Origin of the sequence: Leptospira mayottensis 200901116, assembly GCF_000306675.2 — a bacterium.
Classification (GTDB): Bacteria; Spirochaetota; Leptospiria; order Leptospirales; family Leptospiraceae; genus Leptospira; species Leptospira mayottensis.
Window position 1 is genome coordinate 1045206 of record NZ_CP024871.1, and the last position, 12295, is coordinate 1057500.

7 protein-coding genes, 4 pseudogenes and 1 riboswitch are annotated in these 12295 nt (G+C 40.1%); of the genes and pseudogenes, 8 read left to right on the plus strand and 3 right to left on the minus strand.

The annotated features are described in order from the left end of the window. Positions 1-74 precede the first annotated feature (74 nt). The 3 genes and pseudogenes from LEP1GSC190_RS04685 to LEP1GSC190_RS04700 all read left to right on the plus strand — a co-directional run bounded on the left by LEP1GSC190_RS04685 (position 75) and on the right by LEP1GSC190_RS04700 (position 3141). Positions 75-1109, plus strand: a complete 1035-nt coding sequence (locus tag LEP1GSC190_RS04685; RefSeq protein ID WP_002745633.1) for a CapA family protein — start codon at positions 75-77, stop codon at positions 1107-1109. Positions 1110-2258: 1149 nt separating this feature from the next. Further along, positions 2259-2638, plus strand: a pseudogene (locus tag LEP1GSC190_RS04695) (hypothetical protein). A 170-nt stretch (positions 2639-2808) separates the two neighbouring features. After that, positions 2809-3141: a transposase gene (locus tag LEP1GSC190_RS04700; protein WP_174232274.1), complete on the plus strand. Its 333-nt coding sequence runs from the start codon at positions 2809-2811 to the stop codon at positions 3139-3141. A gap of 417 nt (positions 3142-3558) precedes the next feature. Here LEP1GSC190_RS04700 and LEP1GSC190_RS20135 read toward each other — a convergent pair. Next, positions 3559-3798: pseudogene (locus tag LEP1GSC190_RS20135) on the minus strand (hypothetical protein); the annotation flags it as partial. An 87-nt stretch (positions 3799-3885) separates the two neighbouring features. Between LEP1GSC190_RS20135 and LEP1GSC190_RS04715 the strand changes: the two are divergent. Both LEP1GSC190_RS04715 and LEP1GSC190_RS20710 read left to right on the plus strand, forming a co-directional pair. Then, the gene (locus LEP1GSC190_RS04715) at positions 3886-4980 is read left to right on the plus strand and encodes an IS110 family RNA-guided transposase (RefSeq protein ID WP_002745544.1); all 1095 of its coding nucleotides are present in this window, start codon (positions 3886-3888) and stop codon (positions 4978-4980) included. Positions 4981-5177: 197 nt separating this feature from the next. Beyond that, positions 5178-5265, plus strand: a pseudogene (locus LEP1GSC190_RS20710) (histidine kinase); the annotation flags it as partial. Here LEP1GSC190_RS20710 and LEP1GSC190_RS19670 read toward each other — a convergent pair. Both LEP1GSC190_RS19670 and LEP1GSC190_RS04720 read right to left on the minus strand, forming a co-directional pair. Next, positions 5263-5956, minus strand: a pseudogene (locus LEP1GSC190_RS19670) (hypothetical protein); the annotation flags it as partial. The pseudogenes LEP1GSC190_RS20710 and LEP1GSC190_RS19670 overlap by 3 nt on opposite strands. Then, on the minus strand, positions 5869-7098 hold the full coding sequence (locus tag LEP1GSC190_RS04720; RefSeq protein ID WP_004280826.1) for an IS256 family transposase: 1230 nt from the start codon (positions 7096-7098) through the stop codon (positions 5869-5871). The pseudogene LEP1GSC190_RS19670 and the gene LEP1GSC190_RS04720, both read right to left, overlap by 88 nt. A 287-nt stretch (positions 7099-7385) precedes the next feature. Here LEP1GSC190_RS04720 and LEP1GSC190_RS04725 point away from each other — a divergent pair, with 287 nt between their 5' ends. The 3 genes from LEP1GSC190_RS04725 (at position 7386) to LEP1GSC190_RS04735 (ending at position 12208) form a co-directional block, all read left to right on the plus strand. Then, positions 7386-8279, plus strand: a complete 894-nt coding sequence (locus LEP1GSC190_RS04725) for a leucine-rich repeat domain-containing protein (protein WP_002745504.1) — start codon at positions 7386-7388, stop codon at positions 8277-8279. A 368-nt stretch (positions 8280-8647) separates the two neighbouring features. Further along, a riboswitch (cobalamin riboswitch) is annotated at positions 8648-8815 on the plus strand. A gap of 95 nt (positions 8816-8910) precedes the next feature. Then, on the plus strand, positions 8911-11043 hold the full coding sequence (locus tag LEP1GSC190_RS04730) for a TonB-dependent receptor plug domain-containing protein (protein ID WP_002745486.1): 2133 nt from the start codon (positions 8911-8913) through the stop codon (positions 11041-11043). 1 nt (position 11044) lies between these two features. Further along, positions 11045-12208 (plus strand): YncE family protein, encoded by a 1164-nt coding sequence (locus tag LEP1GSC190_RS04735; RefSeq protein WP_002745500.1) that lies wholly within the window; start codon positions 11045-11047, stop codon positions 12206-12208. Positions 12209-12295: the final 87 nt, after the last annotated feature.

Here is a 12295-nt window from a genome sequence, read left to right on the forward strand (position 1 = left end):
TCGGACCGAATCGGAATTCCTTTGATAGAAATTCTACTTTACGAGTAGCTTTCCCTTGAAACTCATGAAAGGACATGAAACAAAGTGTAATTCTTTCCATTCTGTTCGTTTTCTTTCTTTTTTCGTTTGAACTTCCTGCAGAGGTTGATGCCACAATTAAAATCAAAGCGGTGGGAGATATGGTCCCGGGAACAAATTTTCCACAACCTTTGAAAATTCAGGATCCGAGATCGTTTTTGTTCGGAAAAGTGGAGAGTTATCTCAAGGGTGCGGATGTTCTTTTCGGAAATTTTGAAAGTACTCTGACCAATTATCCGAACACTTCCAAGGATACTTCCAGAAAAATGATTTTCGCGTTCAGGACGCCTCCTTCTTACGCGAAGGTTTTAAAGGAGGTTGGATTTGATATTTTAAGTATTGCTAATAATCATTCTTTGGATTTTCACGAGCAGGGTTTCGAAGACACTCAGAAAAATCTTTCTGATGTCGGAATTCGTTATACCGGTAAAAAGGGAATGATTACGTATATGAACGTGAAAGGTATTTCCGTGGCTTGGATCGGTTTTTCTCATCTGAAGTCGCATAATAACGTGAACGAAATCGGAGCGGGTGTTACTCTGGTAAAAGAAGCGAAGAAAAAGGCTCAACTCGTTTTTATTTCATTTCACGGTGGAGCGGAAGGTGGTCCGGCCCTTCACGTTAAAAATCAGATGGAACGTTTTTACGGAGAATACAGAGGAAACTTAGTCGAGTTTAGTCATTCTCTGATTGATGCGGGTGCGGATTTGGTGATTGGTCATGGTCCTCATTTGGTGCGTGCGATGGAATTGTATAAGGGAAGGTTGATCGCTTATTCTCTCGGTAACTTTATGGGTTATAGAGCTCTTTCTTCCAAGGGAATTGTCGGTTATTCTCTCGTATTAGAAGCGGAAGTGGATTTTCAAGGCAAGTTCGTAAAGGGTAAGATTATTCCTCTACAGCTCGATTCGACTTCGGTTCCGGAATATGATCCGGAAATGAAAACGATTCATCTGATGAAAAAATTAACGAAGGAAGATTTTCCAGGCAAGGGACCGAAGATAACGGACGACGGAGCAATTTTACCCTGAAACGCGATCCATAGAGAGCGTTTCATGCAACGAACAGCGTAGCGTTGTGAGTGGCTTAATAACGGAGTTTTAAATTAACGCGATCCATAGAGAGCGTTTCATGCAACGAACAGCGTAGCGTTGTGAGTGGCTTAATAACGGAGTTTTAAATTAACGCGATCCATAGAGAGCGTTTCATGCAACGAACAGCGTAGCGTTGTGAGTGGCTTAATAACGGAGTTTTAAATCAACGCGATCCATAGAGAGCGTTCATGCAACGAACAGCGTAGCGTTGTGAGTGGCTTAATAACGGAGTTTTAAATCAACGCGATCCATAGAGAGCGTTTCATGCAACGAACAGCGTAGCGTTGTGAGTGGCTTAATAACGGAGTTTTTAAATCAACGCGATCCATAGAGAGCGTTTCATGCAACGAACAGCGTAGCGTTGTGAGTGGCTTAATAACGGAGTTTTTAAATCAACGCGATCCATAGGAAAGCTCTGCATTGAGTTTTTCAGAGCGACTTGTAGGGAGTGACACACTTTCGTTTCTTTGGGTGGAGGGAGAAACGAAAGCCCCATTGCTCCCTAAGGGTCGCAACAAAACGAGGTAGTGGGAAGACTCGTGAGATTTTTCTCTATCAGAAAAATTATACTTTTTGCAAGTAAAAAGCCTCGTTCTTGTCGGAATACTTGAAAAAATGTAATAAAAATTGCGGAAAGGCTTGATACAAGAAACATAGGAATTGTATTGAGTTTCCTTCTATAAACCTCCTTTACTTTCAAAGTTTTAAAGAACGATTTCAGCGAACTCGTTCTCATGAATCGTGTCCCGGGAGCATCATCATAGCAGTTGTCTTTCCGAATTATACTCTGGACGAACTCATTCGTATTTAATACTTTTTTAAAGTCATTGCTTGCATGTTGAATTTCTCAATTCGGACAAGATATGATTTCTACGAAAAATGGGTATATGATTTCCGAACCTTTACTTTTCGCTTTCTTTATCGAAAACATAACGATCGGAATAGGAGATTGCAAACTTATCACCGATTTGTAAACTGCCTTAAAATTTTACCAGGAGCTTGTTCCAAAACTTTGGTTTGTCGCTTTTTTTCGCGGATCGAATCAGAATTTTGAGATAAACACGTATTTTATCATCGGAGTTTTTTATGAAACAGTATCTAATACGAATTTTAAGCTACGGCTTTTTGGTATTGGTTGAGTCGCGATTCCGTTTTACTCGAGGGACGGAAAGTTACAGACCGATTTATTTTTATTCAAAACAGTGATGCTTCTTGTAGGAAATTTCACGGGTTGTGTTTTATTGGCCTCTCTTGCATTGAAAATCTCCGGTAAGAAATTTTCGATTTTTCTAAGCACTGGATTTATCTGGCTAACAATCAATTGGGGATTGGATTTCTTAATTTTACTTCCAATGTCTAAGATGAACGCAGGGGATTATTTTATTCAAATCGGTCTTCGTTATCTAACTATAATTTTTATCTCCTTTACGATCCGTTGGGTTACAGATCGGTCGACTATCAGATAGAAAAGGAAATTCGTCTGGTTCAAAGTTCGTTTTAAAAATCAGGACTTTGTTTGGAGAACTTGGCGGAAGTTTAATTTCCGTTTTATAGAAAGTCGAACTAAAAGCTTGGAGCTCGTTTTTTATTCAGACCCGTCTTAAAACCCGTCGAGCGACAATAGAAGCGAGACGGCTTGAGTTTTTCGCTTTATCAGAAAGATCAAGCTGCAAGGTTCTGGACGGGTTATTATAAAACTATTTTAAAATATTATGATATTAATAATAATATAGCATGGGATTGGGCCTCGATGGATTCCGCAATTGTTAAAGCTCCCAAAGGGGAGTTAACCGGTAAAAACTACAGACCGCGCAAATTAGGGGTTAAGCGGCATATTCTTACGGATGGAAATGGAATGGCAATTACGTTGACAGGAGCGAACGTTCATGACAAACACGGTGTAAAAGATGTGTTGAATTCAATCCTAATATTTTCCGGAAAAAAAACCAAAACACCTTTGTTTAGATAAAGGTTATGACTTCAAAGATATAGAAGCATCAATTAAAAGAAGAAACATTCGATCTCATATTAGAAAAAAAGGTGAAAAGCCATTCGTTGGTAAATATAAAGCAAAACCATTTACATAAATTTATTAGAAAATTATTCTTAACTATTTCTGTAATTTGCATATTTCTTTCTATTTGGACGATTTTTCTTATTTGGTTTGAAGTTTATCTAGAAGATCACCATCAATATTTCTCATTTTACTTACCAGTTCAAATATTCGCTTTTGTAACATCATCTTTATTAATAATATTACTAATCCATTAACGGAACTCCGGGTCTTCAAAAAATAGTATTCCGAATTGCTTATATTCACGAATTTTAGATTCGGAAAAGTTGCACGCAAACAAACTTAAAATCAGTCTTCGATTCAGTCAGCTAATCAAAAAATAGAACCCTCATTACATCCATGATCCTGAATACATTCTTCTACAGACAAAAGGGAATTTACAAAAGGACAGACTTCTTGCGAAATTCCGGCGCGTTCGCATTGATTCTCACCATTCCGCATCCAACGAAACGTTTCCACGTTACGTTGGTATTGAGTAAATCGTATATCGTCGGTACTGAGACGACCTCGACCGGCGGAAACTTCTTGTTCATCCAGTTTTTGTATTTTAAGACAAAATGGCGCCCCTTCTGGGCTTGAAAAGCGTGGGTTAGATGCAAGCATTTACCACAAAACAAGAAAACCAACAGAAGGAACGTAATGAAAAGAAAAGTATATGTAGGAATGGATGTCCACAAAGAAACGATTAGAATTGCGTGTTTAACGAGCAATACAAAGGAAATAGTAAAAGAACAGCAGATAAAACATAATGAGGTTCAGATCAAAAAGTTCGTCAATAAACTAAAATCAGAATGGAACGAGATACATAGTTGTTACGAGGCGGGAGTAACCGGTTATCCACTTTACAGAAATCTAAAGTCTTTGGGAGTGAACTGTATCCTTGTAGCGCCAGGAAAGATACCAAGACAAAGTTCGGATAAGATCAAAACGGATAAGAGAGACGCGATCAAGTTAGCAAAATTATTACGAAGTGGAGAATTAGAATCGATTCATGTACCGAGTGAAGAGGACGAAGCGGTAAGAGATTATTTGAGATCCCGTGACAGCCTTCGTTTGGATTTAGGAAGGAATCGTCAAAGGTTAATGAAATTCTTATTAAGAAAGGGTATAACTTACTCAGCAACAAAGTATTGGACAGTCAGTCATAACAAATGGTTGAACAATCTACAGTTTAACAACGAGATCCTTCAAGAGACATTTAACGACTATTATAGTCGGGTAAGAGTTCAAGAAGAGAATTTAAAAGCGATGGATAAGAGGATACAAGAGATAGCGGAAAGTGAACCGTATCGAGAGAAAGTAGGAATATTAAGATGTTTCCGAGGAGTGGATTATCTAACCGCAATGTTTTTACTTTGTGAGGTTTGTGACTTCAAACGATTCAAAACAGCCGGTTCGTTCATGAGTTTTTTAGGACTTGTTCCGGGAGAATATTCCAGCGGTTCCAAAAGAAAACAAACAGGGATAACAAAAACTGGAAGTCCCAGACTTCGAAGAATATTGACAGAAGCAGCTTGGCAACATCGTTTCCCTGGAACGGGAAGTAAGATTGTAACCGCACGTAGATCGGGACAACCTGCGTTAGTTGTTGCTTTGGCGGAAAAAGCATCTCTCAGATTACACAAGAAGTTTCGTAATCTACAGCAAAGAGGAAAAACTCCTCAGGTAATGATAACGGCAGTTTCAAGAGAGTTATCCGGATTTCTTTGGGCAGCGATGAATCTGGTTGCATAGAGTTAGAGTAATGTTTCATCCAATAATTGAATTCGTTAGAGAAGATGTACGATAAAGGAGGAATACTTGTTGGCTCAGTGTTGAAGCAAATTTGAATTTCAAATTTGACCTTCGTTTTAAGACTAAGAACAGCTCCCGATGTATAGATTATCCTGCGGTATCCAACCCGCGAATATCAGTCTGATCAATCGTCGCGAATGCTTTTCTCTAACGAGTTAAATTATTGGGTGATTAAAAAAAAATGCGAAAAAATATTTACAGCTCCGGATGGGGGCGCCATATCAGATCCTCTTCGTAAACAAACTCTTGCGCGCGATCCCATTGGATCTTATAGAGTATGGAATACGACAGAATGATCGTGATGGTTCCTCCGATGAGCCAAGTCGAAATTCGTTTTTCCGTTACACTATTGTGGATCTTACGCGCTGAACGCACGAATGCAATCAGAGCGAAAACAGGACTGTAAATCAATAGTACAAGAAGTCCTGCAAGAGGTCCGAAAAGCAACAAGCCGAAGAACAAGCCGAGCAACATAGCCGGAACAAGTGAGATCACGAACGCAACGCAGAGAATTGCCCCGGCAACGAGAACGGGTTGAATGGCGTATCGAAACACTTCCGGCAATTTGTTATGAAATACTGTCGCGGCGAGACCGGAGAAACAAACCCAGAGTTCGATTTGGGTGTATATCGTAAGCGGCGGGAGCACTTGAGGTAAGTGGGGGATATGTAAGGCGTGTATTGTAAAAGAAAAGGTTGTGAGGATTAACGTAAAGATAATAAAATGTGAAAGAGAAGGATTCATCTATCAAAACTCCAAAGAGGTGCAAGGAGATACGAAATTCATGCTCGTTGGAGGGTGTCAGCGTTCCTGTGTAAATGACATATCTTAAAACGAATCGAACTTCAACCGATCGCCGAAAATAATCGAAAATTGATTCATTGCTTTTCCCCAATCTTGAATAGGCATGGTCCATTTTTTAGACATATTATTCAAAGCTAAATAAAGAAGCTTGATAGCCGCTTCATCGGTAGGAAACGAACCCCGATTCTTGATAATTTTTCTTAAACCCATATTCATAGATTCGATAGCGTTTGTGGTGTAAATCGCCTTACGAATATTAGGTGGATAAGCCAAAAAAGGAATCACCGATTCCCAATTGTTTCTCCAGGACTTGCTGATCATCGGATATTGACTGTCCCATTTGGTTGAAAAATCATCAAGGCTTTTCTTAGCAATCTCTGCCGACGGAGATTTGTAGATAGCCTTTAAATCAATCATCAACTCTTTCTTCTGTTTGTAAGAAACCCATTTCAAAGAATTCCTTACCATATGAACGATACAAAGTTGAACTTGTGCATTAGGAAAAACTGATATGATCGTATCCGGAAATCCCTTTAACCCGTCGACACAAGCAATTAAGATATCTTCAACTCCGCGATTCTTTAAATCTGTTAAGATCTGAAGCCAGAACTTCGCTCCTTCGGTGCGCTCCACCCAAATCCCAAGTATCTCTTTTGTGCCCTGTAGATTGATTCCTAAAGCCAAATAGAAGGATTTGTTTTGAACGTGGTGGCCGTCTCTCACCTTTACGACTAACGCGTCCATGATGAGAATTGGATATACTTTATCCAAGGGGCGATTCTGCCACTCGATCACCGTTTCCAGTACCGAATCGGTGACTTCTGAGATCAGATCCGCTGAGACTTCCACTTGATAGATTTCTTGGAGATGTTGGGTAATTTCTCGTGTGGTCATTCCGCGTGAATACATCGAAATGATTTTGTCATCAAAGCCGGTAAAACGTGTCTGTCCTTTCTGGATTATCTGAGGTTCAAAGCTTCCATTCCTATCTCGAGGTACTTCCAAATCGATAGAACCAAAATCTCCTTTGAGCTTTTTGTTACTTTTTCCATTTCGAGAATTGCCTGAGTTATTGCCCAACGAGGAATTCTTCTCATATCCAAGGTGATGCGTCATCTCACCTTGCATCGCTCGCTCTATCAACGACTTCGTTAGTTGCTTTAAGAGGCCTTCATTTCCCAGTAGATCTTCAGGACTCTTATCTTTGATTAATTCATCGAGTAGCTCTTCAGCTCGATTTTTGGGGTTGCTCATATTGGGTTTATCCTTGTTACTTTTTGGTTATTCACAAGTCATTTACACAATCGACACGACACCCTCGCTCGTTGATAAAAAACAAGCATAAAATATACGAGTACCCCAATCCATAAAATTCGAAGAATACGGACATCCACTGTCATGCCGGCTTCTCATGGCCGAAGATCTGTACCGGCCTCTTAAAGTATTGCAAAATTACTTTTCTCATTGAAAAAAATTGCGCTGAAACGATACTCGTTCTTTCCTTGTTCATTCAATCAAATTTGATTTGGAAAATCCGTCTCATGAGCTTTTTTACAATACCGACTCGTTTTCATAGAGTCGAAATGCTCCTTTTGATTTTTATCTTTTTTTTCAACGAAGTAGAAACGCAAGAACAAACGACGGAAGTGAAAACATACACAAATTTGGTAGAGGCTTTCCAAAATCCTTCGGATGTTCGTATTCTGAATTTGGACGATCAAGGAATCAAAATTCTTCCGAGACAAATCGGGCAACTTCAAAATTTGAGAGAATTAGATTTAAATAGAAATAAATTGACAATTCTTCCTAACGAGATCGGACAACTTAAGAATTTGGAAAAGTTAGGTTTAAGTAGTAATCAACTTGCAGCCCTTCCAAAAGAGATTGAACAACTTAAGAATCTGGAAAGTTTAGATTTAGCATATAACGGACTTACAACTCTTCCGAATGAGATCGGACAGCTTAAGAATCTAAGAAGTTTAGAGTTATATAATAATCAGCTTACAACTCTTCCGAATGAGATCGGACAACTTAAGAATTTAAGAAGTTTAGAGTTATATAATAATCAGCTTACAACTATTCCAATGGAGATTGGGCGATTCAAGAATCTGCAAAAGCTGTATTTGAATGAAAATCAAATTACAATTCTTCCTAATGAAGTTGGAAACCTTTCAGAGCTGGAAGAATTGAATTTAAGCGGGAATCAGCTTACGACTATTCCTAAAGAAATTGGACAACTTCAAAAGCTGAGAAGTTTAGATTTAAGCAATAATCAACTTACAACTCTTCCCAAAGAAATTGGACAACTGAAGAACTTGTGGCGTTTGGTTTTGAAAGGAAATAATTTTTCACTTCAAGAGAAGGAAAGAATTCGGAATCTTCTGCTGGAATACGACATAGATGGGAAGTTGTTACGACGCAGAGGGGAACTGTAGTTGCGGTGGAAGGTTAAACATCTTCACGTTCAAAGTTTTATCGTTTGAAAAAATCGATCGTTTGGCGGCGGCTCTTATCCATTGCGAATCTATCATGCATAACGTTTATAATCTCTGATCGAGTTTTCTCCTGAATTCTTTGATTGTTGCGTATTGCAGTAGCAAGCGTATAGTTTCCAATTCTGTTTCAAACTCCGAATTCAAAAAAGGATTCGTAAGCTCCTTATTCGAAGTGCCAAATCTGGAATTGAACAAGAGCGAGTTTTATCCGTAAAATGACCGATTGATTTAGGCCTTGCAGAACTAATCTTTCCTTCTTTTGCAGCAGAATTCTCTTGCTCGTCGGGTTATGCTTAGAAATCTTGGAATACAAACTTGTTTGTCCTCCTAAAGAGGAAGGGAATCCGGTTGTAGTCCGGAGCTGAACCCGCAGCTGTAATCGCCAACCAAAATTTCGCAAAAATGCCACTGCTTAAATGCGGGAAGGATACGAAATCGGCGAGAGCCAGAAGACCTAACAAGCCGAACAAACTGACGGGACTTTCGGGAGTAAAGTCGGGTTTGAAAAATAGGCCTTCTTCCGCTCGGATTTTCCGGTTTTTCTTTCCCGGCGTTTTTAATCGGGCAAGAAATGAGATTATTTAATTACATTTTAATTTTAGAATATTCTATAATCCTATTTTTTTCTATTTTTGTTTCCGGGATTGCCGCTCAGGATAATTTGAATTCCACGACTGCTCAAAAAACGGAAACTGTTCAGGTGATTGGAAAGGTTCCCGATTCCGGTTCCCAAAACTTTCGTTCCAACCCGAGCGGATTTCAATCCGCGATCAAACTGGATGAAACGTCCGTGCGTTATACGTCCTTGCCTGAGGTTTTAGAAAGAGAGGCCGGGCTGAGGGTCAGATCTTTTGGAGGGCTTGGTTCTTATTCCACACTTTCCATCCGAGGCACAAATCCAAATCAATCCAGGATCTATTTGGATGGAATTCCGTTAAATAATTCCCAAGGTGGGGAAGTCAATCTTGCTGATCTTCCTTTCGACAGTTTAGAAAGTGTGGAAGTCTATCGATCCGGAAATCCGATCGGCTTTTCCGGTTCTGCGATCGGGGGTTCAGTCAACCTCGTTACAAGAAAAGATTCCGGAAAACCCAGAACGAGAGTCAATCTAGGGGGCGGTTCCTTTAACACGGGTAAGGCTAGCATTTCTCATACCGGAACTTACAACGGGATCGGAGCGAGTTTTTTGGCGCTCGGCGAAAAATCGGATCAGAACTTTTCTTTTAAAAACGATCACGGGACCGTAGTTTTAAACACGTTAGACGACACTATTGATCGAAGAAGGAATTCGGCGTTCGAAAGAGCGGCACTTTTTGGTACGCTCAAGTATCAAATCGGCAAAACAGAATTAAAATTATTAAACGACTTCAATCATAGAATTCACGGCCTTCCTGGGCCGGGATCGAATCAGACGAATCGGGTTCATAGAAAATACGGTCGATACACGGGTTCTTTTGCCACGGATACGAAAGGTTTATTCGTGGATTCTTTTCGTCTTGAGTCTAGAAGCTTTTATACCGCGGCCAAGGACGATCTTTTCGATCCCGGCTCCGAATTCTCCAAAGGAACCCCGAATTCCAGAGCGGAAATCCGACAGGCGGGGGTTCAAATTATGCCGACGTTATATCTAACGGATTATTATCAGATCTTAAGAGTGTTTGCTTCTTTAGAAAAAGAATCCTTTGATCGTAATAGGCTGACTCCTTCCAATATTATCGAAAGAGTGGAACCTCTAAAAGAAAGAATGTATTCTTCCTTTCGTTTGGAAGACGAAGTTCGCCTTTGGAATGCAAAAGTTCTTTTGGTTCCTTCTGTGACTTGGGATCATTATAAGGATCGTTTCCCTTCGGAGGAACCTTGGTATAGAAGACAGGATCCCTTGGCGGGAGATCGGAAAAAAACCACATTTACAAATCCTAAATTCGGTTTTGTATGGAAGTTGTTCGAAAAGGAAACTTGGGATATTCAATTTCAAGCAAACGTTTCCAAACAATATAGGATTCCTTCCTTTTTGGAAATGTTCGGAGAACAGGGGAGTATCATTGCAAATCCGAATCTGAGGCCGGAACGAAGCGGTAACGGAGACGCCGGGTTTGTGTTCAAAACAAATCATTCTTACTTGAAAACGAAGACGAGCGTTTCTTACTTTTCCAAGGATATCAAAGATATGATTTTGTTTCTTCCGAATTCTCAATTTACTCTTAGGCCGGAGAACGTGGATTCCGCACGAATCAGAGGGGTCGAGTTCTCCCATAGGGTAGACTGGAAATATAGGATTAAATTTTTATTCAACTATACCTATCAGGATGCAATCAACACTTCCTCTTCCGTGTATCTGCACGGAAAAATTCTTCCTTTGAGGTCGAGACACGAGTTTGCGAGCACTCTTTCCTGGAAAGGAAAGAGATTGGAAACCGGGATCGAATTGTTATATATTGGCGCGGTGTTTCGAGATAGAACAAATGAATACATTAACTATATCCCGGAGAGACAAATCTGGAATTATTTTTTCACTTGGGTTCTTGATTCAGAACCGGGAGAGTCCGTAAAAAATTCTTTGGGAGATTTAAAGGAATCCGTTCCCTCTAAGGAAGTTTTACTTACTTTTGAAGTGAAGAATTTTACGGATCGAAGAGTTGCTGATCTGATTGGTTATCCGCTTCCGGGTAGAAGTTGGTATGCGACTTTGAGTGTGAGATTTTGATATGAGATCAAAGATTAATATTTTTATAATATTCTTTTTTTTTAGTGTATCTTGTCGAGATATTCAAAGGCCGTCTTTTCTGAGTCTCCTTCTGATTCAAAACTCTCCCGGTAACATAGGAGTCGTAACTACGGATTTTGGCGGCGGCGGTCGTTTTAAAGTAATTAATTCTTCTTTACTTTACAGTTATCCGGGTTTGACCCCGATTCACTCCGATGCGGTTGCTCGTTTTGGGATCGGAAGAGTGTATGTGTTGAATCGACTCAATCGGGATAGCATACAAGTTCTCGAACCGAGCTACGGATTTATCACGGTCTCGGAACTTTCGCTCGGATTGAAGGTTAATCCGGTGGATATGGAATTTGCAAGTGCGTCTAAGGCTTATGTGAGTCTGTACGGTTCCAGTCGCTTGTTGATCGTGGACCCGACATATATGACGATTACCGGTTCGATCGATCTTGGAAGTTATGCGGAACCTGTTTCACTTGGGGCCGTGCCTGATGGAATTCCCGAGATGAACGGTTTGAAAATAGTAGGAGATTCTCTTTTTGTATGTGTGCAGAGGCTGGATCGAAACGATCCTTCCGGTTATTTTCCCCCAAACACTACTTCTCTTTTGTTGGAGATCAGCATTGAGACGGATGCGGTAATCGGAGTATATACGTTTCCAAGTTCCAATCCTGTGAGTAAACCACAACTCGTGGATCTTTTTGGAGAACCTCATCTTGTGGTTGCGACTCCCGCTAAAATGGGATTTCAGAGCCGAATCGACGGAGGAGTGAGTGCGTTTCGTTTATCGACTCGTTCCTTTGTTTCTCGATTTCTTTATTCCGAGTCGGTTGCGGGTGGAGATATCCTTTCTGTACAGGTGAAATCGGATACGGTCGGTTATGTCTCTGTTTTGGATTCCGGATTTACTAAAACGTTGCAGGTATTTAATCCAAGCACGGGAGAAAAAATTTCCACTCTTCTTACCATCCCTTCAAGTTACGATGCGAGTCTGTCGAGTATTCTTCTTGCGTCGGATAAAATTTTATATGTGGGAAATACTCAATTTCAACAGCCTGGTGTGACAATGTTTGATACAGAGAGAGGGAACACCTTGTTGACTCCAAATCCAATTTCGGTAGACCTTCAGCCTTATGATATTATAGAATTGAAATAGGATAATCATTGGTTAAGTAATTTGATTTTTTTATAATCCTTCTCGCAAAATAGTTTAGAAACTTAACAAGAGAAGGCGTTTCTCTGT

Coding starts and splice junctions, on each gene's coding strand:
- LEP1GSC190_RS04720 (WP_004280826.1), bottom strand. CDS start 7,098: ATGAGCAACCCCAAAAATCGAGCTGAAGAGCTACTCGATGAATTAATC.
- LEP1GSC190_RS04725 (WP_002745504.1), top strand. CDS start 7,386: ATGAGCTTTTTTACAATACCGACTCGTTTTCATAGAGTCGAAATGCTC.
- LEP1GSC190_RS04735 (WP_002745500.1), top strand. CDS start 11,045: ATGAGATCAAAGATTAATATTTTTATAATATTCTTTTTTTTTAGTGTA.
- LEP1GSC190_RS04685 (WP_002745633.1), top strand. CDS start 75: ATGAAACAAAGTGTAATTCTTTCCATTCTGTTCGTTTTCTTTCTTTTT.
- LEP1GSC190_RS04715 (WP_002745544.1), top strand. CDS start 3,886: ATGAAAAGAAAAGTATATGTAGGAATGGATGTCCACAAAGAAACGATT.
- LEP1GSC190_RS04730 (WP_002745486.1), top strand. CDS start 8,911: ATGAGATTATTTAATTACATTTTAATTTTAGAATATTCTATAATCCTA.